The following is a 23041-nucleotide window of genomic DNA, read 5'->3' on the forward strand; positions in this document are numbered from 1 at the left end:
GTGCCCCCGCCGCCATCACTCTTAAGGGCAGCTTCACATTAGTTTGATTCAGCCGCCGCACGCAGTTGCTTAAGAACATCAGGGGTCTGTAAACCAAACCCCAACAAGGCAATGTCATCAAGCACTAGCAGCCGTTTTTGTTTCCCCGCGGGGGTGAGATCAAGCCCCGGCAACCGCCAGACATTCTCTACCCCCTTGAGTGATGCCACACCATGTGTAGTCACGATGAGTAAATCAGGGGCACTGTCGATAATCCCTTCTTGTGATAGCGGACGATAACCGCTGAATTCCTTAATTGCATTTTTAAGCCCCGATGCCTTGAACATGCTATCGGCTGCGGTATCTAAACCCGCCGCCAACGGGGGAATTCCGGCATGAATCATGACAAACAATGCTTTCACCGGTAGCGGGCTTGATACCACAGTGTCCAACTGTTGCTGGTAATGTTGTATCAACTGCTGGCCTTTCTCTTCTTGACTGACAGTAGCGGCAATCAACCGTATCTTATCTATCACGCCTTGCGGCGATTTATCGGCGGGGACATAGATAAGCTTGACTCCGTACTCCATCACTTGTTTCAGCACCCTTGATGGCTCGGCGCGCTCACTGCTCAAAATCAAGGTAGGTTTTAAAGCAAGAATACCTTCAGCATTGAGCAGGCGCATATAACCCACATCGGGTAGCGCTTTCAATGCATCAGGAGTCAGGCTGGTGCTATCTCGGCCCACAATAAGGTCACCGGCACCGAGTGCATAAGTGATTTCAGAGACATCGCCGCCAATGGTCACAATACGTGGTGTGGCAATACCATTCATTGAAATAACAAATGACAGTGAAATGATAAATCTAAGTGCCGCGCGCCATTTATTCATGCGGCACGCCTATTGGGGTCAATTCAGCCAGTTGTTGATGCCATTGAGTTTGCTCTGGCTGGCCTTCGCTGCGTTGACCAAAAATTTGCAAGATATGCTTCCCATGCTCATCGAGCAACTCCAGGCTTGAGACAAAGCCATCTTTGGTCGGTTTACGTGTCACCCAACTTTCTGCAATAGCCTGTTGGTTTAGCTGTAAATCAAATCGAGAATTGCTTACGTTAACCCACTGATCACCCGCGGATTGATGCTCTTCCCGGGCTGAGAATTGTTCAATAGCACCGGTGAATATCTGCATGCATCCACTGTTACCGACGAACAGCATAATTTCATTCAGACCCGCTTGTGCCGCCTTAAGTATGTGTATTACAGCTTGATTATCGACTTGATACGCCAGATCATCGCCAACCGCGCGGAAGGCTTGTTGTCGGCTAATGTTATGGCGTTTCAGTAACATAAAAAATTGATGAATATCATTCATTTTGCGCCATTCAGTATCAATGATGGCGCTGTCGATAGCTGATTCTGCGTTGGGTTGCTCATCAAGATGTTTTAATTCCAATCGGGGATTATCGGTGATGCGATATTTTGCGATCAATGCCTGCCAGGCAGCCTGATTTGTCTCTTTGGTACAATAGATTTGATGAATGGCATTACCTTGGAAATCAAAACATTGAATGCTGAGTTGCTCACCCTGCGCTGTGGTTTCGTACATACTGAAAACAGCATTCCAGTGGCGGAAAAATAGTCTTAAATCCAGTGCGCGCGGGTTAAGGAGCAATCCCAGATGACCATGCAGCCGTAAGTTCTTATATTCACCCATCAACTGATGTCGCGCATATGGGTTGGAGGTCACCGAGCAAGTGACGCCAACAGTTTCCAACTCGGTAAGCAACGTAGTGGCACTGATATCCAGCCGCTCGGCATCTTCCCCCACACGGACATACGCCAATTCTGCCTCACTGATATTCAGTGTTTGTGCTAAATCTTTAGAGGAGAGTTCAGGATGAACTTGCTTCGTATTGAGGTACTGCTGAGACAGTGTCATTTCCATTTATTTATTCCTTTATCATGTAGTGCCATCGCAGGTGTGCAATGGCAGGGTTCTATAGAGCCATTTAATGGTGATTATTTTTTAACCTATTACCACCATCAGGCAGATGAAATATCACCACTGATAGCTGATCAGTAACTTGGCATTACGTCCGTCTTGTGGGATTGCTTGCGGTGAGTAATAGGCTTTATTAAAGGCATTGCCGAGTACCGCGGTGGTGGTGACGCTTTTGAACCCACCTTGCCCGCGATAGCTGAGATAAAAATCATGCACGGCATAACCAGCTTGCGGTTTATTAGGTTGGTTTGACGCATTTTGGGCATCATTATCTTTCATAAATTTAGTATTTTCTGCCATGGTGACTATCCAGCCGGTGCTCAACCCACTGTTAGCAATAGGTACATTCAGCCTGCTGGTGACAGTGTCTGGGTTGATACTGTTGATAAACTTGCGCGTATCAAGGTTGATGCCACGGGTGCGGTTATAGGCCAGATTCCAGTCAAACCAGGGATGTTGATAATCCAGGGAAACATCCCAACCCCAACTTTTACTGCGCGGGATATTGATGTAAGTCGAGATGAACGGCATCTTGACTTCACTGGTAATGCGGTCTTTGGCATCAATATGAAAATAACTGGCTTTCAGTTTCATTGAATCGCTATCTGTCAGCAGGTCATCGAAATGCAAACCGAAACCGGCTTCGCGAGTGACATTGCTTTCTGGCTTTAAGTTGGGATTGGGCTTCCATCGATTAACAACCGGGAACCATTTACTGGGAATAGAGAAATGGATCGAGTCATTATAAAGCTCCGCCAGTGTCGGGGTGCGGAATGCCTGATGGTAGGCACCAAATAACATCAACCAATCCGTGGGATTGACGGTAACTGCGCCACTTGATGACCAATTTTTAACCTCTCTATCAGCAAAATTCTCACGGCTGTTTTTATAGCGGTCAAAACGGGTACCGGCCAGCAAGGTGACTGGAAGGTCACGTAAGGTCAGCTCATCTTGCAGCCAACCGGAAGAAAAGTTGATTTCAGCGGGCGGAAAACTGCGAATAACGCCTTTGGGGATTTGCTGTTGCTGGTAGCTTTCAACACCGTAAGTTAATAGATGAGCCGCCGGGCTGTGGGTAAATAGTTGGCTACGATTTTCCAGTTTTATCCCACGGGTGGCTTGTTTGCGGCTGCCATAACCTTCACGGCGTACATCATCGCTGACATTGATTTCAGAGTAGTAAAGCTGGGTGGTGGCATCTAACCAATCAAGGTGTTGTGGTTGCAGCCGGTAGGTCAGCTCAGCATCACGTTGAATGGTGGAACGATTTATCATCGGGTTAATATTCATATTTGAATTCGGCGCACTCTGATTGGCCATACGAGGTTCCAGGGCGCGGTTATTAAAATAGCGCAGGGCGGTGGTCAACGATTGGCTGTCAGAAAGGTAGGCGGTGGTCTTAAGCATCAGGTTGTTGATAGCTTCATCGTTCGGTGCTTCAGAGCCATTGCCGTGATAAATATTGCCAACCTTTCGTTTACTGAAGGCAAAAATACCATCCAGATGCTCAGTGCGGCCAAACACCGACATCTCCAAGCCTGTGCTGTGATAACCGGTAGCACCGAAGCCACTGACACGAAATCCGAAATTTTGATCTTTTGCCAGTAAATCAGCAGCATCGACAGTCTGGTAGGCAATCACTCCCCCCAAGGCTTCGCCACCCATTAACGAGGTCGCTGGACTACGAATAACACTGACTTTTTTAATCAATGCGGGATCAAGGAAAGTGCCATTAAAATGCACTCCTTTGATTCCCTGACGGATGCCATCAATTAATATCAGTACGCCATATTGATCATAGCCTCTGATATTGATGTTCTGCCCATTGGTGCGACTCGCCCCGGTAACCGTGACTCCAGGTATGTGTTGTAGCATTTCACCGGCAGTGGTGGCGGTTTGCTTTTGTGGCATCGAAGCATCAATAACAGTGACCACACCGGGGTGTTTAAAACTGTCGATGGTTGTACGTGAACCAACTACTTTCAGCGTGTCAGAGTGGCTTTTGGATGTGGGATCGGCTATGGCTGCTGACGACAGCACTAAAGCAATAGCCAAACTGCATGAAGATAAACGAAAAAAACGAGGCATAAACAGCTCTCCATATATTGTTTAATATAATCAATGGATTGCTGGCTGCCTGAGTAGTGATAATTAGGTGGCTGGCGTCGGGGCAATAGTGTTAAGCAAGGAGACTGACTGAAGGTTATTTCGTCAGTATCAGTTTTCCTGCTTTGGTCTGGCGTAAGTAATAAAGCTGACCCTGGTGATTGATGGCGACAACTTCATGTTGTCCAAGTAATTGTTGGCTGTTAATACATGAAAGTGGCAAAGAGGAAACGGTTTGGCCGGTTGCGTTTTGCGTTATGGATGTCGCTTTGTGCATAAGATACTTTCTTTGAGTTGATATTATGAGCAAGTTGATAATGATTATCATCCCCATGCGCTATTGGTTTCAACCCTGGACTTAATTAGTTGTTATTCCAATGTCTTGCTTTTCATTAGTAATTTGTATGCTGAATGATTTAGGCAGACATAAGGTGAGGAGGTGTGAATGGAGTGGCCTGATATATTTAGCTCAGTGATGGAGTGGAGCCTTAGCTAAATGTCATTCCATCACTGATTTTAAATCGAGTTAATGCTAGTTGAACCGGCTACTGACAGCATCGGCCAGTAAACTGAGTAACTGTTCGGTGTCGGCCCAATTCAGGCAAGGGTCAGTAATGGATTGCCCGTAGGTTAGCGGCTGACCCGCAACAATTTTCTGTGTGCCTTCAACCAGGAAACTTTCTGCCATCACACCGACGATAGCGGTGGATCCCGCGCGAATTTGCTGACCAATATCTGCGGCAACTTCTAATTGGCGGCGATGCATCTTCTGGCAATTGCCGTGGCTGAAATCCACCACCAGATGTTCAGGTAAATCAAATTCACGCAAGCTATCACAAGCAGCGGCAATATCAGATGCACCGTAATTTGGCGTCTTTCCGCCGCGCATAATAATATGCCCATGTGGATTGCCACTGGTCTGATAAATCGTCATTTGGCCGGTTTTATCCGGTGATAAAAACATATGGCTGGCTTGTGCCGCGCGGATCGCATCAATAGCAATACGGGTATTACCGTCGGTGCCATTTTTGAAACCAACCGGGCAGGAGAGGGCTGAGGCCATCTCACGATGGATTTGGCTTTCAGTCGTCCGCGCCCCAATCGCACCCCAACTAATCAAGTCGGCAATATATTGGCCGGTCACCATATCAAGGAATTCGGTGGCAGTAGGCAGGCCCAACTCATTAACGGCTAATAGCAACCGGCGCGCCATTTCAATGCCTAAATTGACCTGACATGAGCCATCAAGCGCGGGATCTGAGATCAACCCTTTCCAGCCAACCACGGTTCTCGGCTTTTCGAAATAGGTGCGCATGACGATTTCAAGTCGGTCTTGGTAGCGAATCCGTAATACATTCAATCGCTTTGCATAATCGATTGCGGCATCCAGATCGTGAATCGAGCAAGGGCCGACGATAACCAGCAGGCGCGAATCTTCACCGGTGAGTATTTTTTCAATTCGTTTACGTGACGCTGTCACGTTATCAGCAACAGCTTCGGAAATCGGTAACTTTTCTGCCAATTGTTGTGGCGTCACCAAGCTATCGATGCGCGCGGTCCGCAGTTCATCAGTTTTGTGCATGAAAATTCCTCTAAATCTGTTCTTCGTTGCGGCAGGAATACCGGGAAGTGATGGCGATCACAATAAACCAAAAATAGACGAATTCAACTGCCAGCGTCATGATTCATAGAAATTTTGCTGAAATAAGCCTTAAATTATCACCATAATGAATACTTGTAGCCAAAGTAATTGGAGTCGCAGCCAGGTAGTAAGCAAACCCCCTGCAACTCAAGGACGAAAGGGATAATCAGAACATCCGCCGACTCATGCCCAAAATATCGAGAATTTTGGTTGAAATCTCTTCAACAGAGTAGTTGGTAGAATTCAGATAGCGAATCTGATTCTTACGAAACAGGGCTTCCACTTCGCCGACTTCCATGCGGCATTGGCGCAGTGAGGCGTAGCGGCTGTTTTCACGGCGTTCTTCTCGAATAGCGGCCAGTCGCTCAGGATTAATCGTTAAGCCAAACAACTTATGCTGAAAGGGCTTCAGCGCCGCAGGGAGCTGTAAATTATCCATGTCATCGGCGATAAAAGGATAATTGGCCGCACGAATACCAAATTGCATGGCCAGATACAGGCTGGTGGGGGTTTTGCCGCAGCGGGAAACGCCCAATAAAATCACCTGAGCCTGGTCGAGGTTACGCAGAGAAATACCGTCATCATGCGCTAATGCATAGTCGATAGCCGCAATACGTGCATCGTATTTTCCCAGGTTACTCTCGGTTAAACCGTGGGTGCGATTGAGTACCGGTTGTGGGGATACACCCAGTTCACCCTGAAGTGGAGCCACCAGCGCTTGCACGATATCCTGACAGAACCCTTCACTATGCTGAATGAGTTCCCGAACTTCAGGGCTGATTATCGAATAGAAAACCAAAGGCCTGACACCGGTCTCGCGGTATATTTCATTAATTTTTTCACACACTTCTTGAGCACGCGTGGCACTTTCAACAAAGGGCAGCGTGAAAGTCGTCGCTTTAACTGGAAATTGCGATAAAACGGCATGGCCGAGCACTTCGGCAGTGATGGCCGTCCCATCCGAAATATAAAATACACTTCTTTCCACGCTGACTCCTGAGTCATTTCTGGCCGATTTATACCACTGATTAACCCCATCAGTGTGCCTTATTCGGCTTATCCGTAAAGAGTTTGCTGTCAGAATAGCCTGAAAAACATTTTTCTTGTTGGGTTGATCGATTCACCTGTCTATGGGCTATAGATGATTGTGCTAGTCTGAAATGTCTCCTTCGTCATTGACGCCGCAGCTCACTCACCTGCAACGCCAATGATTTTGGGCAGATGTACCCTACTGATCGTCCGTAATTAATGACAATGTAAAAAGGATTGTTTCGATGTCCAACAATGGCCTAAATCTGTGTAATGTGCTTTGGTACAACCAGCTTGGCATGCACGATGTTGAAAGGGTTGGCGGCAAAAATGCCTCCCTGGGTGAAATGATAACCCATCTTTCTGAACTGGGTGTTTCGGTGCCCAATGGTTTTGCCACCACCGCTCAGGCGTTTAACGACTTTCTGGAGCAAAGCGGCGTTAATAACCGCATCTATCAATTGTTGGATCAAACCAATGTTGATGATATTGCGGCGTTAGCTAAAGCTGGTGCACAGATTCGTCAATGGGTGATTGAAACGCCATTCCATCCTGAGTTCGAACAATCAATTCACGATGCCTATCAGCAGCTAGCTGATGATCCACAAACATCATTTGCCGTGCGCTCTTCAGCGACAGCCGAAGATATGCCGGATGCTTCTTTTGCCGGGCAGCAGGAAACCTTCCTAAATGTTCAAGGCATTGATGCGGTGATGATTGCTATCAAGCATGTCTTCGCTTCACTGTTTAATGACCGGGCCATTTCTTATCGCGTACATCAGGGATACGACCATCGCGGCGTAGCACTGTCCGCGGGGGTGCAACGTATGGTGCGCTCAGATCTTGCCTCATCGGGTGTCATGTTTACCATTGATACCGAATCCGGTTTTGATCAAGTGGTCTTTATCACCGCGGCCCATGGTTTGGGGGAAATGGTGGTGCAGGGGGCGGTAAACCCTGACGAATTTTATGTACATAAGCCTACGCTGCGTAAGGGAAAACCCGCGATTGTACGCCGCAATATGGGGTCGAAAAAAATTCGTATGGTCTATGCCGAAAATCAAGACCACGGTAAACAAGTCCGCATTGAAGATGTGCCAGAGGCGCAACGCAATCGTTTCGCTCTCAGTGATGACGAAGTTGAAGCTCTGGCCCATCAGGCTTTATTGATTGAAGAACACTATGGCCGTCCGATGGATATCGAATGGGCCAAAGACGGCCATACCGGCCAGCTGTTTATTGTGCAGGCGCGTCCGGAAACCGTGCGTTCCAACGAGCAGGTTATGGAGCGCTATCAGCTTAATAATCAGAGTAATGTGCTGGTGGAAGGTCGTGCTATCGGGCATCGCATCGGTGCCGGGCCAGTTAAGGTTATTCATGATATTAGCGAGATGGATAGAATTCAGGCTGGTGATGTGCTGGTAACCGACATGACTGATCCTGATTGGGAACCTATCATGAAAAAGGCAGCGGCCATCGTCACTAACCGTGGCGGGCGAACCTGTCATGCCGCCATTATTGCGCGTGAGTTAGGTATTCCAGCGGTAGTGGGGTGCGGTAATGCCACTGATATTCTGAAAGAAGGGCAAAATGTGACGGTTTCCTGTGCTGAAGGGGATACCGGCTATGTTTACCATGAGTTGCTCGACTTCTCTATTCAAAGCTCTCAGGTGACAGAATTGCCTGATTTGCCTTTGAAAATCATGATGAATGTCGGCAATCCGGATCGGGCTTTTGATTTTGCCCGCTTGCCGAATGAAGGTGTTGGGTTGGCGCGGTTAGAATTTATCATCAACCGGATGATTGGTGTGCATCCTAAAGCACTGCTGGAGTTTGAGACTCAACCGCCTGCAATTCAAACCGAGATCAAGGCGTTAATGAATGGTTATGACGATCCGGTTGAGTTTTATGTCGGCCGTTTAACCGAAGGGATTTCGACTCTCGGCGCGGCATTTTGGCCAAAACGTGTGATCGTGCGCTTGTCAGATTTTAAATCTAATGAGTATGCCAATTTAGTTGGCGGAGAAGCCTATGAACCGCATGAAGAGAACCCGATGCTGGGCTTCCGTGGTGCAGGGCGTTATGTCGCAGACAGCTTCCGTGACTGCTTCGCACTGGAGTGTGAGGCGGTTAAGCGTGTCCGCAATGAGATGGATTTGACTAACGTTGAAGTGATGGTGCCTTTCGTGCGCACTGTCGCTCAGGCTGAGGCAGTGGTAGCTGAACTGGCCCGCCAAGGGCTTAAACGTGGCGAAAATGGCCTGAAAATCATTATGATGTGTGAAATTCCATCTAATGCTTTATTAGCCGATCAATTCCTTGAGCATTTCGACGGTTTCTCCATCGGTTCCAATGATATGACCCAATTAACATTAGGGTTAGACAGGGATTCTGGTGTGGTGTCTGAGTTGTTTGATGAGCGTAATGAAGCCGTTAAGGCATTGCTCTCAATGGCTATTCAGGCCGCTAAACGTCAGGGGAAATATGTCGGGATTTGCGGGCAGGGTCCTTCAGATCATGAAGATTTTGCGTTATGGCTGATGGATCAAGGGATTGACAGTTTATCTCTTAATCCGGATACCGTGGTGCAAACCTGGTTAAGTCTGGCTGAACATACCAAACACTGATAGATAGTACTTTGCGATAGATAGCACTTTGCGATAGATAGCACTTTGGCCAATATATTTATTATCCGCAGCTTAGGTTGCGGATTTTTTATCCTTTTTGGTCGTCATCCCCATCACTCAAGTGATTCAAGGGAATGGACGTAGCTAATACAGACGCTATTCTAATTACACAGAATATAATAAAAAAAAGCCCGTCTTAGGTGACAGGCAAAGACTACACACAGCAATACTTATATTCGATTACAGATATTTAAATAAGTCATTATGAGATAATTTATTTAAATATCCCGGGGGAAAGTACTACTCGATAATAATAAGTAAATTCCGTAACTTAGTCATTAAGAATCATCTGAATAAGATCGATTGAATATATATTTACAATAAAAGTGATTTCACCTTGTTATTAATAATGACTTGATTTAATAACTAATACGAACGGTTGTTTCGAATATAAAAGTGAATATTAAAAAGGCTATTATTTATTTCCAGTAGCGGATGTTGCTGAATAATAGGGGTTAGGCAGCATAACCCCTATTCTATTTCAAAGCTCTTCTAAATGTTTGGCGACTTCGGTAATGCTCTCTTCGGGTTCCGGTGCTTCATTGACCCAAGCGGAGGTCAATCGATAGGAGATAGCCAGCACCACTGGGCCGATAAACAAACCAATCATACCGAATGACAGCAAGCCACCAATAACGCCGGACAGAATTAATATCATCGGCATATCCGCTTCCATACGGATCAGGTAAGGCCGCAACACGTTATCCATTGTCCCGACGATACAACTCCACACCAGCAATATCGTGCCCCAGGTTGAATCACCCGTCCAGTAAAGCCAGATGACCGCAGGTATCAGTATTAGCAATGGCCCGAGTTGCGCGACACAACAAATAAACATTAAGACGGTAAACAATGTCGCATATTGAATTCCGGCAATAGCGAGGCCAATTCCGCCTAACACAGCTTGCACCAGTGCGGTAACTACCACCCCCAACGCCACTGCGCGAATGGCTTTTGCTGCCAGTACAACCACTGCATCACCACGTTTATCGGCAGCTCGCACCGCAAAATGGCGAATACCCAAACCCACTTGCTCGCCGTGGAAATAGAGCAAAATGCTAAATAGCACCATCAGCGCTAAATGAATCAAGAAGTAGCCGATATGAGCGGCTTGTGCGACCAACCAGGTTGCAGCAGCACCGACATACGGCTGAATTTTGGCGATTAGCAGATTACCGCCACCGGCAATTAGCGAATGCCAGCCGCTATAGAGTTTGTTACCCACCATGGGGATTGATTTTAGCCAGGTGACATCCGGCATTTTTAAATTGGATGGGCTGGATGCCCACTGGATAAGCGGGCCGCTATTCTCAACCAGGCTGCTGACCAGCAGAGCAATGGGAATAACGAACAGCAAAATCAGCAGAATGGTCATAATAATCGCGGCCAACCAGCGCTTGCCCCATAAGATCTTTTGTAGCCAGATCAACAAAGGCCAGGTAGCAATTACCACCATGCCAGCCCAGGCAAATCCCATAATAAACGGCTGTACCACCCAAAAACTGGCGATAATCATTATCATAATGAATATCACCCCAAACATCAGTTTGGGTAAATCGAAACGACGTAGCTGCGGGTAATTCATCAGTGGGTTCTCACTTCACAAATCATGGCAAGGTGGCCATCGCACTGTTTTATTTGTACTCATTAGAAAATGCACTAATGAGATATTTGCACCAATCTTATTCAGGGTCAGCTGTAATCATGGTGTATTTCAGCGGTTTTTAACAGATACACTTGAGTTTTACTGCTGTATTTTTATCAAAAAAAGGCAATGTCCTCGGGATAATATAAATCCGATTGCAGTAAAAGTGATGTAACAGCACGTTCTGATTGTGGTTTGATTATTATTTGCGCAATATAAAATTTTGATACTTAATAATTTATTACTGTATTTAACCTTGGTCGCCAGACATCTCTTTCCCATCGTTCTGAATTGGTATAAATCGTTCGACAAAGGTGATGGGTAACGGATAGTCTTTCAGTGGAATAGTCCTTAAAACAAACCCACATATAGATAGGGTCACACTAATGATCCCACAGATTTCTCAAGCGCCAGGTGTTATTCAGTTGGTGCTGGATTTTTTGGATGCTTTGAAGCAAAACGGATTCACCGGCGATACCGCTACCAATTATGCAGATCGCCTAACCATGGCGACGGACAACAGTATTTATCAACTGCTTCCTGATGCTGTTATCTTTCCGCGCTCGACGGCGGATGTCGCACTGATTGGTCGTCTGGCCGGGCAGGAAAATTTTAAATCGTTGGTCTTCACGCCACGTGGTGGCGGAACAGGAACCAATGGTCAGGCATTGAATACCGGTATTGTGGTGGATATGTCGCGCCATATGAACCGCATTCTGGATATCAATGTAGAGCAAGGCTGGGTGCGAGTTGAAGCGGGGGTGATTAAAGATCAACTTAATCAATACTTACGTCCATTTGGCTATTTCTTCTCGCCGGAATTATCCACCAGTAATCGCGCTACATTGGGCGGCATGATTAATACTGATGCCTCCGGTCAGGGCTCATTGGTCTATGGCAAAACCTCCGACCATGTTCTGGGGTTGCGCGCTATTTTGCTGGGTGGCGAGATGCTGGATACTCGCGCTATGCCGACGTCACTGGCGGAAACGATTGCGCAGGAAGATTCAGTCACCGGGCGTATTTACCATACCGTGCTTAACCGCTGTCGGGATCAGCGGGCGCTGATTCTGGAAAAATTCCCTAAATTAAACCGCTTCCTGACTGGCTATGATTTGCGCCATGTGTTCAGTGACGATCTACAAATATTTGATCTGACGCGTATTTTAACCGGTGCTGAAGGGACGCTAGCCTTTATTACCGAAGCCACACTGGACATTACGCCACTGCCAAAAGTTCGCCGTTTGGTGAATGTGAAGTATGACTCTTTCGATTCGGCACTGCGCAATGCGCCTTTTATGGTGGAAGCCAAAGCGCTGTCAGTGGAAACCGTGGACTCAACAGTCCTCAATCTGGCGAAAGAGGATATTGTCTGGCACTCGGTCAAAGAACTCATTACGGATGTTCCGGATAAAGAGATGCTGGGGCTGAATATTGTCGAGTTCGCCGGTGATGATAAGGCACTGATTGACAGCCAAATGGAATCACTTTGCCAACGTTTGGATGATTTGATGGCGGCGCGCGAAGGCGGGGTGATTGGTTATCAGATTTGCAGTGATTTAGCCGGAATTGAGCGCATTTATGGCATGCGCAAAAAAGCGGTTGGTTTGCTGGGTAACAGTAAAGGGCAGGCGAAACCTATCCCCTTTGCGGAAGATACTTGTGTGCCGCCGCACCATTTAGCTGATTATATTGTGGAATTCCGCCAGTTGCTGGATAGCCATAATCTGACCTATGGCATGTTTGGCCATGTGGATGCCGGTGTGTTGCATGTTCGTCCGGCGCTGGATATGTGCGATCCGCAACAAGAAATGCTGATGAAGCAGATCTCCGATCAAGTGGTGCAACTGACGGCGCGCTATGGCGGCTTATTGTGGGGAGAACACGGTAAAGGCTTTCGCGCGGAATATAGCCCCGAGTTCTTCGGTGAGGTGCTTTACCATGAGTTGCGCCAGATAAAATCGGCATTTGATCCCGATAATCGACTGAACCCCGGTAAAATTTGCTCTCCATTGGGGAGTGATGCCCCGATGATGAAAGTCGATACTTCTGACAAACGCGGTACTCTCGACAGACGTATCCCGCTCTTTGTCAGAACTTCATTCCGTGGGGCGATGGAGTGCAATGGCAACGGATTATGTTTTAACTTTGATGCTCGTAGCCCCATGTGCCCGTCGATGAAAATAACCGGTGACCGAATCCATTCGCCAAAAGGGCGGGCCACTTTGGTTCGGGAATGGCTACGGCTGTTATCCGAACAAGGGGTTGATCCGGTGGCACTGGAAAATGGGCTGGCGACTCAGCGCCCCAGCTTGCGCGGGTTGATTGAAAAGACGCGTAATACCTGGCATGCCAGTCAGGGAGATTATGATTTCTCACATGAAGTGAAAGAAGCGATGTCCGGTTGCCTGGCGTGTAAAGCTTGCTCGACGCAATGCCCGATAAAGATTGATGTGCCGGGTTTCCGCTCCCGTTTCCTACAGTTGTATCACACTCGCTATCATCGGCCACTGCGTGATTATGTGGTCGCTGGTGTAGAAGACTATGCCCCGTTGATGGCGAAAGCGCCTAAAGTGTTTAACTTCTTTCTCAAGCAACCGTGGGTTAGTGCGTTAAGCCGCAAAAGCATCGGCATGGTGGATCTTCCGTTACTTTCCAGCCCAACTTTGAAGCAGTCATTGTCCGGTCACTATGCCAGCACCATGACACTGGAACAGTTGGAGAAGTTGCCGGATTCAGAGCGCCGTCAGCATGTTTTGATAGTGCAAGACCCTTTCACCAGCTACTACGATGCTCAGGTTGTCGCCGATTTTGTCCGGCTGGTGGAGAAGCTCGGTTTCAATCCGGTGTTACTGCCGTTCTCGCCGAATGGTAAAGCACAGCATATCAAAGGGTTCCTGCAACGTTTTGCTAAAACGGCGCGGAAAACTGCTGATTTTCTGAACCGCATTGCTTTATTGGGGATACCAATGGTCGGGGTTGATCCGGCGCTGGTGCTCTGTTATCGCGATGAATATAAAGAGATTCTGGCGGATTCCCGTGGTGACTTTAATGTGCAACTGGTGCATGAGTGGTTACATGAGGCATTGGCTGAACAGCAAGAGCAACAAATGACCGGTGAATCCTGGTATCTGTTTGGCCATTGCACCGAAACTACCGCACTGCCCGCCAGTAGTCAGCATTGGGCTGCGATATTCTCCCGTTATGGAGCCAGGCTGGAAAACGTCAGTGTAGGATGTTGTGGCATGGCTGGAACTTATGGTCATGAAGCGAAGAACATCGATAACTCGTTAGGTATTTATGCATTATCCTGGCAACAGGCATTGCAAAAGCTGCCAGCAAAACGTTGTTTAGCTACCGGTTATTCTTGCCGCAGCCAGGTTAAGCGTATTGAAGGCAACGGTATACGACATCCATTGCAAGCGCTACTTGAATTGGTTTAAGATTTGCCCGCTATTAACATTTCTGCAACTTCAAGTAGGCAGGGGCCCCAAACTAATTGAAGTTGCAGGTAGGCAGCAAAAGAGCTAATCCCGATGAGCTGACACCCGTCAGTGATTTGGGTTAGTGAGAGCAGCTAACACCGCTGCAACGCCAGGTTAGGAAGGGAAAAGGATGCTTTGGAAACGCACTGCAACGCTGGAACAGCTAAATCAACAGAGCCAAGGCTGCATGGTCGGGCATCTGGGCATAGAATTTACTCGATTATCCGATGACGAACTGGAAGCTACGATGCCAGTAGATAATCGGACAACTCAACCCTTTGGTCTGCTGCATGGCGGGGCGTCAGTGGTGTTGGCGGAGTCACTGGGTTCGATGGCTGGGTATTTATGTACCACTGAGGGGCAGAACATCGTGGGGTTGGAAATCAATGCCAACCATCTAAAAGCGGTAAAGTCAGGAAAAGTGCGCGGCTGTTGTCGTGCTATTCATGTTGGCCGCAGTCATCAGGTTTGGCAGATTGAGATTTTTGATGAACAAAACCGCCTGTGCTGCACCTCTCGTTTGACCACTGCGGTATTATCATCGCCAAAATAACCTCTCTAAAAATAAATATATATTGCTCAGCGCCAATTGTGGGCCTTGAGCAATATCATTCATGACCACATCTTTCTATTGCTTACCTTCTGATCTTGTGTGGATACCCTAAATCATTCGAGTTGTGGGAAAGCGGCAATTGAGTGACAAATCGGTCGGCAACTGATTTGAACAGCATTTATGCTAGCCCGCAGGGTGAGCCTCAAGGATGAGCTTACTTACTTTAAGGTTAACGACAAATAAGTGATTCGGGGTACGAGAGCCGCCAACGCACATGCAGCTTGGAGTATGAAGGGTATATCTGATAAATGCGGCGAATCTCTCTGATAGGTTCCCCCTGAGGGGGTTTTCAGCTAAAGTTAATGGAGAAATAGGTATTTTTTATGAATGTTTAAAAATACAGAGATTAGCCGTAATTAACCTCTGATATAGCAAGGGATTCAGGCATCGCTGTCGTAATTACTGTTTTATTTCATGGCGATAAAAGTGTGTTTGTTTACCCAGACTTCTCCGGCCATCGCAGCATGCTTCTTTCGTTGCCGCCTCATTTGAGGTCTAAACGGCACTTTTCTTAATATCCCTGCAAAACAAACGGTTGAAGTGATAATTATTATCACTACCATTGTGAACAATCTGTGTTGATTTACCCATAATCAGCCAGCTAATTATTAAGAGATAAAAGGTGGGGCATATGCAACAGGAATCCGTCGGGACATTTTCGCTTGATGATAATGTTTGGCAAGGCGTTACGATCACCGACAGCGCCGCGGCGCAAATTACACGGCTCATGCAACAGGATCCTGAAATAAAAGGGTTGCAGCTGGGGGTCAAGCAATCCGGTTGTGCCGGTTTTGCTTACGTGATGGATATGGCTAAGGAGCCAGCCAGTGATGCTTTGGTTTTCGAGCATGGTAGTGCCAGACTTTACGTACCGCTAAAAGCAATGCCGTTTATTGATGGCACCGTAGTGGATTATGTCCGCGAAGGGCTAAATCAGATTTTTAAATTTAATAATCCTAAAGCTCAGCACGCCTGCGGGTGTGGCGAGAGCTTTGGCGTTTGAGCGATGTAAACGAAATGACACGAAGCAATGTAGAAGTTCCAGATGATGTGCAGGCTTGGGTCAGCGATGGTCGCTACAAAGAAGGCTTTTTTACACAACTTGCGACTGATGAGCTGGCGAAGGGCATCAATGAAGATGTGATTCGCGCCATTTCTGCCAAGCGTAATGAACCGGAATGGATGCTGGAGTTTCGCCTCGGGGCTTATCGCAGTTGGTTAGAAATGGAAGAACCGCATTGGCTGAAAGCGCATTATAAAAGTCTGGATTATCAGGATTACAGCTATTACTCAGCGCCATCTTGCGGTAGCTGTGATGATAACTGCGGTTCGCAATCCGGCGCACTGCAGCAGTCATCAGCTGAAGATTCAGCCGCGCACACCATGAATGAGTACCTCACCGCTGAGGTTGAATCTGCCTTTGCCCAGCTTGGGGTGCCAGTGCGGGAAGGGGCTGAAGTGGCGGTTGATGCCATTTTTGACTCGGTTTCTGTTGCGACCACCTATCGCGGTAAATTGGCTGAACAAGGTATTATTTTCTGCTCATTCGGTGAAGCCATTCAGGAATACCCGGATTTAGTGCGTAAGTATCTGGGATCAGTGGTTCCCGCCAAAGATAACTTTTTTGCCGCGCTGAATGCGGCAGTCGCTTCTGACGGTACTTTTGTCTATGTACCCAAAGGGGTGCGCTGCCCAATGGAGTTATCCACTTACTTTCGTATCAATGCCGCCAAAACCGGTCAGTTTGAGCGCACTATCCTGATTGCCGATGAAGACAGCTATGTGAGTTATATCGAAGGCTGTTCTGCGCCGGTTCGTGATAGCTATCAGTTGCATGCCGCAGTGGTTGAGGTCATTTTGCACAAAAATGCAGAAGTGAAATACTCGACAGTTCAGAACTGGTTTGCGGGGGCTGACAGTACTGGCGGTATTCTCAACTTTGTGACCAAACGGGCGCTGTGCGAAGGTGAGGGTTCCAAAATGTCATGGACCCAATCTGAAACCGGTTCAGCCATTACCTGGAAATACCCGAGTGTCATTTTGCAGGGCGATAACTCTATCGGCGAGTTCTTCTCGGTTGCATTAACCAACGGCCATCAGCAAGCCGATACCGGCACCAAGATGATCCATATTGGCAAAAACACCAAATCAACCATTATTGCCAAAGGGATCTCTGCGGGGCACAGCCAAAATACCTATCGTGGGCTGGTTAAAATTTTGCCCGGTGCGGATAACGCCCGTAACTTCACGCAATGCGACTCGATGCTGATTGGCCCGGATTCCGGCGCACATACTTTCCCTTATGTGGAAGTGCGTAATAACACCGCACAGCTAGAGCACGAGGCGACAACCTCAAAAATTGGTGATGACCAACTGTTTTATTGCTTGCAACGTGGCATCAGCGAAGATGATGCCATTTCAATGATTGTTAACGGCTTCTGTAAGGATGTGTTCTCCGAGTTGCCACTGGAATTCGCCGTGGAAGCCCAGAAATTGTTAGCCATCAGCCTGGAACACAGTGTTGGTTGAGTCTCAGTTGAATAAGCATTTGCAGAGTTTTGCGCGCCTGCGCACCAAGGAAACTTATGTTAAGCATTAAGAATTTAAAAGTCAGTGTTGAAGGTAATGAGATCCTCAAAGGTTTGGATTTGGAGATCAAACCTGGCGAAGTGCATGCCATCATGGGGCCAAATGGTTCAGGGAAAAGTACCTTGTCTGCGGCGCTGGCCGGAAGGGAAGAGTATGAAGTCACTGAGGGTAGTGTGACATTCAAGGGTAAAGACTTGCTGGAACTTGACCCTGAGGCTCGGGCTGGCGAGGGGGTATTTCTGGCTTTCCAATACCCGGTAGAAATTCCAGGCGTCAGCAACCATTTCTTCCTGCAAACTGCCGTCAATGCGGTACGTAAATATCGCCAACAGGAACCGCTGGATCGTTTTGATTTCGCTGATTTTATCGAAGAGAAAATTGAGTTACTCAAAATGCCAGCAGACTTACTGACCCGTTCAGTGAATGTGGGTTTCTCGGGCGGTGAGAAGAAGCGCAACGATATCTTGCAGATGGCCGCATTGGAGCCTTCTTTATGCATTTTGGATGAAACCGATTCTGGTTTGGACATTGATGCATTGAAAATTGTTGCCAACGGGGTGAACTCACTACGCAATCAAGATCGCGCCTTTATTATTGTGACTCACTATCAGCGCATCCTCGATTACGTCAAACCTGACTTTGTGCATGTGTTGTATCAGGGGCGAATCATTAAATCTGGTGATTTCACGCTGGTGAAACAGTTGGAGGAGCAAGGCTATGGCTGGCTTACCGACCAACAGTAATATGCTGGAACAGCAACGTATTCTTGAAAAACAGCGCGCTGATGCGTTGCTACATTTTGGTCAATTGTTTAAACAGAATCAAAAGCTTAAACAGCACCAAAGTGATCAGAGTGCTGAGGCGACTGCACATTGGCAACAAGTGCTGCAATTGGGCTTTCCCAGCAGCAAGCATGAAGACTGGAAATACACACCACTGGAGCGCTTACTCGCGCACAACTTCAGTTTTGCCCCCGCAGCGGAAGTCACGGCGGCTCAGTGCGATGATCTCTCATTGATCAAAGATGCGCATCGTGTGGTTTTCATTGATGGGTTATATGCCCCTGAGTTGAGCGACCGCGATTGTGGCCCGTATCAACTGACACCTGCGACAGAAAATACCCCATTTCCTGCGGCTATTCGGTCGGAAGTTTTGTTGCATCTGACAGAGAGTCTGGCTCAGCAACGTCTGCACATTCGGTTACCCGCTGGGAAACACAGCGACAAACCGCTTTATCTGCTGCATATCAGCTCAGGTAAGGGTTCTGAGGTGGTGAATACCAGCCATTATCGCCATCATCTGGCGATTGAGGCGAGTGCACAGGCTGAGGTCATTGAGCATTTTGTTAGCCTCAATGAACAGCCGCATTTTACTGGCGCGCGGCTGACTATCTCAGTGGGTGAAAATGCTGAGCTGAGTCATTGCAAACTGGCATTTGAAACACCGCAAAGCTACCACTTTGCCCATAACGATTTAGTGTTAAGCCGCGATGCACGGGCCAAGAGTTACAGTTTCTTGCTCGGGGCGGGGCTGACTCGCCACAATACCAGCGCCCAGTTAAATGGCGAGGGTGCAACGTTGTCCATTAATAGCCTGCTGCTGCCAATTGGGCGTGAAATCTGTGATACCCGCACTTATCTGGAGCATAACAAGGGCTATTGTGAAAGCCGTCAGCTGCATAAAACCATAGTGCGCGAACGGGGTAAAGCGGTCTTTAATGGCATGATTAAAGTGGCTCAGCACGCCTTAAAAACTGACGGGCAAATGACCAACAATAACTTGTTGCTCAGTAAGTTAGCTGAAGTTGATACCAAACCGCAGTTGGAAATTTACGCTGATGACGTGAAGTGTAGCCACGGGGCTACCGTTGGGCGCATTGATGCGGAACAGCTGTTTTATCTGCAATCACGCGGTATCAATCAGGCAGATGCACAGCAAATGATTATTTTTGCTTTTGCCGCAGAATTGACCGAAGCCATTCATCACGCATCCATCCGCAAAGTGGTGTTGGCGCGCATTGCACAGCGGCTGGCTGGGGAGTCGCTATGAGTTTCTCTATTGGACAAGCCAGTATCGAACAGATCAGAGCCGATTTTCCACTGCTTAGCCGTGAAGTTAACGCTCAGCCGTTGGCGTACCTGGACAGTGCTGCCAGTGCGCAGAAACCACAAATAGTTATTGATAGAGAGCTTAACTTCTATCGTGATGGCTATGCGGCGGTTCATCGTGGCATCCATACCTTGAGCGCCGAAGCGACTGCGCAGATGGAAGCGGTGCGCAGTCAGGTTGCGGGCTTTATTAACGCAGCCTCTGCCGAAGAGATTGTTTTTGTCAAAGGCACCACCGAAGCCATTAATCTGGTCGCTAACAGCTATGGCCGCCATGCTCTCAAAGCCGGTGATAGCATTATCATTACTGAAATGGAGCATCACGCCAATATTGTACCGTGGCAGATGCTGGCCAAAGATATTGGTATCGAAATTCGTGTCTGGCCGCTGACGGCAACCGGAGAGTTGGAACTTACAGCGTTGGCAGGGCTGATGGATAACACCACCAAGCTGTTGGCGATAACCCAGGTGTCCAATGTGCTGGGAACAGTGAACCCGATTAAAGAGATCGTGGCGCAAGCTAAAGCGGCGGGCCTGGTGGTGCTGGTGGATGGCGCTCAAGCCATTATGCATCAAGCCGTCGATGTGCAGGATCTGGGTTGTGATTTCTATGTCTTCTCCGGTCACAAACTGTATGGGCCATCGGGCATTGGTATCTTGTATGGCAAGAGTGAATTGCTACAGCAAATGCCGCCTTGGGAAGGGGGCGGTGCGATGATTAAAACCGTCAGCTTGACGCAAGGCACGACCTTTGCTGATGCGCCGTGGCGTTTTGAAGCGGGTTCGCCAAATACAGCGGGGATTATGGGGCTGGGTGCAGCAATCAGTTATGTGAATGGCTTGGGGTTAGAGCAGATCCAGCAATATGAACAATCACTAATGCAGTATGCATTGGAGCAACTAAGCCAGATCAAAAGTCTGACACTTTATGGCCCGACCAAACGGGCAGGCGTGATAGCGTTTAATCTGGGGCAACACCATGCCTATGATGTGGGCAGCTTCCTGGACCAATATGGTATTGCGATTCGTACCGGCCACCACTGTGCCATGCCGTTGATGGCGTTCTACCAAGTCCCGAGTATGTGTCGCGCGTCACTGGCACTGTATAATACCCGCGAGGAAGTGGATCGCTTGGTGGCTGGATTACTGCGCATCGAAAAATTATTGGGCTAGCGCAAACCGCTCGCGACAGAGTCCCCGAAAGCCGATTATCATTATAAATAGTCGGCTTTTATTTTTACTGTAAGAGGCATGTTATGGCTGGTTTGCCAGATAAAGATAAATTGATTCGTAACTTTTCCCGTTGTTTGAATTGGGAAGAAAAATACCTGTATGTCATTGAGTTGGGTGCACAGCTACCGCCGTTAACTGAGCAGCAGCGCCAGCCTGACAACCTTATTTCGGGCTGCCAAAGTCAGGTGTGGATTGCCATGAGCACCTCAACCGAAGGCCAGGTGGTTTTTGCCGGTGATAGCGATGCCGCCATCGTCAAAGGCCTGGTTGCCGTGGTGTTTATTCTGTATCAGGGTTTGACCCCGCAACAGATAATCGATCTTGATGTTCGGCCATTCTTTGCCGATTTAGCCCTTAGTCAGCATCTAACCCCTTCGCGTTCCCAAGGCCTTGAAGCCATGATCCGCGCCATTCGTGCTAAAGCAGCGGTACTAAAAGCGGGCTGATTCACGTCAACATTTTGTGCTTTATTCTCCCGTGACTGAGCATTTTTGCGTCATGGGTCACAGTCTTAAAATGGTGAAATTTCAGCAGCTTAAATCGCCCTCAAGGTTGGAAGAAGCATAATAAATTACATTGTAACACCTTGATTTCTAGAGATATAAATTGCCTTTATAATAATGACTGTTACTATATGGTGGCCTTATTATTGGCTGCTAAAATTAACGTAGATAGCCGAATCGAATTTTAAGAAGTGATGTAGGAACTAAGCATGAAACGTGCATTAACTTTGATTGGTATGTTATTCGCAACTTGTCTGGCGGGAAGTATTACCGCTGCCAATGCGACCGAGTATCCTCTGCCGCCCGCCAATAGTCGTCTGATTGGTGAAAATACTACCTATACTGTTCCAAATGATGGTCGTCCACTGGAGGCTATTGCTGCCGATTATAAAATCGGTTTGTTGGGAATGCTGGAAGCAAACCCAGACGCTGACCCATATTTGCCGTTACCCGGTTCAGTGTTAACTATCCCGACTCAGATGTTGCTGCCTGATACCCCACGTGAAGGTATCGTCATCAACCTGGCCGAACTGCGTCTTTATTATTACCCTAAAGGCCAGAACAAAGTCATTGTATACCCAATCGGTATCGGCCAGTTGGGGCGTAATACTCCAACGATGACAACTTCTGTTAGTCAGAAGATCCCGAACCCAACCTGGACACCAACGGCCAACATCCGTAAGCACTACGCAGCTGAAGGTGTGACTTTGCCAGCAGTCGTTCCAGCGGGCCCAGAAAACCCAATGGGTCTATTTGCCATGCGTTTGGCTGCCGGTGGTGGTGAATACCTGATCCACGGAACCAACGCTAACTTCGGTATTGGTATGCGTGTCAGCTCCGGCTGCATTCGTTTACGTCCAGATGATATTGAAGCGCTGTTCAAAGCGGTACCGAAAGGCACCCGCGTACAGATCATCAACGAACCGGTTAAATATTCCGTTGAACCAGATGGTAAGCGTTATGTGGAAGTCCATCAGCCGTTGTCTCGTGTAGACAGTGATGATCCGCAAACCATGCCAATTGCTATCAGTAGCAGCCTGCAGAAATTTATCAATGACAGCCAGACTGATGCACAAGTGGTTCAGGAAGCGATTGTACGCCGTGCTGGCATGCCAGTTATCGTTACTGTAGGTGAGACTGCCCCTGTACAAGCTCCGGCTGCTGTAGCCCCTCAGAGCGAGCAACAGGCACAACCGCAGAGCGAAGGTCAGCAACCCACTGAACAAGAAATTCCTAAGTTGGTTCAGCCTGGCCCGGTTTACTCAGCAGCGAACTAAGCCTTAACACATCCAGGTCTTAACACATCTAAGACTTAACGTATCTTAGCCACGGCAGTTATCATTTTGCCGTGGCTAATTTTTTGCGTATCGGCATGGTGAATGAATAAGTTGCTGATGAAGTAGGTGGTTAGGGAAGGG

General features: G+C 47.8%; 17 protein-coding genes and 1 other RNA gene. 10 read left to right on the forward strand and 8 right to left on the reverse strand.

Translation table 11 applies throughout. From position 1 onward, the window contains the following. Window positions 1–38: 38 nt before the first annotated feature. From FGL26_RS04285 to ppsR, 6 genes are all read right to left on the reverse strand, one after another. Window positions 39–872 carry a heme/hemin ABC transporter substrate-binding protein gene (locus FGL26_RS04285; protein WP_005169405.1) on the reverse strand — a complete coding sequence of 278 codons (834 nt, stop codon included), beginning with the start codon at window positions 870–872 and terminating at the stop codon, window positions 39–41. Then, a complete protein-coding gene (locus tag FGL26_RS04290) occupies window positions 865–1926 on the reverse strand; it encodes a hemin-degrading factor (RefSeq protein WP_005169408.1) in 1062 nt (353 codons plus the stop codon). Before FGL26_RS04290 ends, FGL26_RS04285 begins: the two co-directional genes overlap by 8 nt. 114 nt (window positions 1927–2040) lie before the next feature. Further along, a complete protein-coding gene (locus FGL26_RS04295) occupies window positions 2041–4071 on the reverse strand; it encodes a TonB-dependent hemoglobin/transferrin/lactoferrin family receptor (protein WP_005169410.1) in 2031 nt (676 codons plus the stop codon). A gap of 115 nt (window positions 4072–4186) precedes the next feature. Next, entirely contained in the window at window positions 4187–4366 is a 180-nt protein-coding gene (hemP, locus tag FGL26_RS04300) for a hemin uptake protein HemP (RefSeq protein WP_005169411.1), read from the reverse strand. Window positions 4367–4621: 255 nt separating this feature from the next. Continuing rightward, window positions 4622–5671: a 3-deoxy-7-phosphoheptulonate synthase gene (locus FGL26_RS04305; RefSeq protein ID WP_005169413.1), complete on the reverse strand. Its 1050-nt coding sequence runs from the start codon at window positions 5669–5671 to the stop codon at window positions 4622–4624. A 226-nt stretch (window positions 5672–5897) separates the two neighbouring features. Next, window positions 5898–6719 (reverse strand): posphoenolpyruvate synthetase regulatory kinase/phosphorylase PpsR, encoded by an 822-nt coding sequence (gene ppsR / locus FGL26_RS04310; protein WP_005169416.1) that lies wholly within the window; start codon window positions 6717–6719, stop codon window positions 5898–5900. A 286-nt stretch (window positions 6720–7005) separates the two neighbouring features. On the opposite strand from ppsR, the gene ppsA reads away from it, so the two are divergent. Beyond that, complete coding sequence (gene ppsA, locus FGL26_RS04315; RefSeq protein ID WP_005169417.1) at window positions 7006–9387, forward strand: phosphoenolpyruvate synthase; 2382 nt, start codon at window positions 7006–7008, stop codon at window positions 9385–9387. A gap of 179 nt (window positions 9388–9566) precedes the next feature. Here the strand turns inward: ppsA and rprA are convergent. Then, window positions 9567–9675: antisense sRNA RprA (rprA, locus tag FGL26_RS04320), an RNA gene on the reverse strand. Window positions 9676–9928: 253 nt separating this feature from the next. Further along, window positions 9929–11032 (reverse strand): AI-2E family transporter YdiK, encoded by a 1104-nt coding sequence (gene ydiK / locus FGL26_RS04325; RefSeq protein WP_005169418.1) that lies wholly within the window; start codon window positions 11030–11032, stop codon window positions 9929–9931. Between the two features lie 446 nt (window positions 11033–11478). Here ydiK and ydiJ point away from each other — a divergent pair, with 446 nt between their 5' ends. The 9 genes from ydiJ to FGL26_RS04370 all read left to right on the forward strand — a co-directional run bounded on the left by ydiJ (window position 11479) and on the right by FGL26_RS04370 (window position 22900). After that, the gene (gene ydiJ / locus FGL26_RS04330; protein ID WP_005169419.1) at window positions 11479–14535 is read left to right on the forward strand and encodes a D-2-hydroxyglutarate dehydrogenase YdiJ; all 3057 of its coding nucleotides are present in this window, start codon (window positions 11479–11481) and stop codon (window positions 14533–14535) included. A gap of 172 nt (window positions 14536–14707) precedes the next feature. Continuing rightward, window positions 14708–15130, forward strand: a complete 423-nt coding sequence (locus FGL26_RS04335) for a hotdog fold thioesterase (protein ID WP_005169420.1) — start codon at window positions 14708–14710, stop codon at window positions 15128–15130. Between the two features lie 691 nt (window positions 15131–15821). Next, window positions 15822–16193, forward strand: a complete 372-nt coding sequence (gene sufA / locus FGL26_RS04340; protein WP_005165616.1) for a Fe-S cluster assembly scaffold SufA — start codon at window positions 15822–15824, stop codon at window positions 16191–16193. 14 nt (window positions 16194–16207) lie between these two features. Continuing rightward, window positions 16208–17719: a Fe-S cluster assembly protein SufB gene (gene sufB, locus FGL26_RS04345; protein WP_005169421.1), complete on the forward strand. Its 1512-nt coding sequence runs from the start codon at window positions 16208–16210 to the stop codon at window positions 17717–17719. A 56-nt stretch (window positions 17720–17775) separates the two neighbouring features. Beyond that, window positions 17776–18522: a Fe-S cluster assembly ATPase SufC gene (sufC, locus tag FGL26_RS04350; RefSeq protein WP_005165620.1), complete on the forward strand. Its 747-nt coding sequence runs from the start codon at window positions 17776–17778 to the stop codon at window positions 18520–18522. Next, window positions 18497–19828 (forward strand): Fe-S cluster assembly protein SufD, encoded by a 1332-nt coding sequence (gene sufD, locus FGL26_RS04355; protein WP_005169422.1) that lies wholly within the window; start codon window positions 18497–18499, stop codon window positions 19826–19828. Before sufC ends, sufD begins: the two co-directional genes overlap by 26 nt. After that, entirely contained in the window at window positions 19825–21060 is a 1236-nt protein-coding gene (gene sufS / locus FGL26_RS04360) for a cysteine desulfurase SufS (RefSeq protein WP_005169423.1), read from the forward strand. Before sufD ends, sufS begins: the two co-directional genes overlap by 4 nt. Window positions 21061–21143: 83 nt before the next feature. After that, window positions 21144–21566, forward strand: a complete 423-nt coding sequence (gene sufE, locus FGL26_RS04365) for a cysteine desulfuration protein SufE (protein ID WP_005169424.1) — start codon at window positions 21144–21146, stop codon at window positions 21564–21566. A gap of 266 nt (window positions 21567–21832) precedes the next feature. After that, complete coding sequence (locus FGL26_RS04370) at window positions 21833–22900, forward strand: L,D-transpeptidase family protein (protein WP_005165628.1); 1068 nt, start codon at window positions 21833–21835, stop codon at window positions 22898–22900. Window positions 22901–23041: the final 141 nt, after the last annotated feature.

Origin of the sequence: Yersinia enterocolitica subsp. enterocolitica, from assembly GCF_901472495.1 — a bacterium.
GTDB classification, from domain to species: domain Bacteria; phylum Pseudomonadota; class Gammaproteobacteria; order Enterobacterales; family Enterobacteriaceae; genus Yersinia; species Yersinia enterocolitica.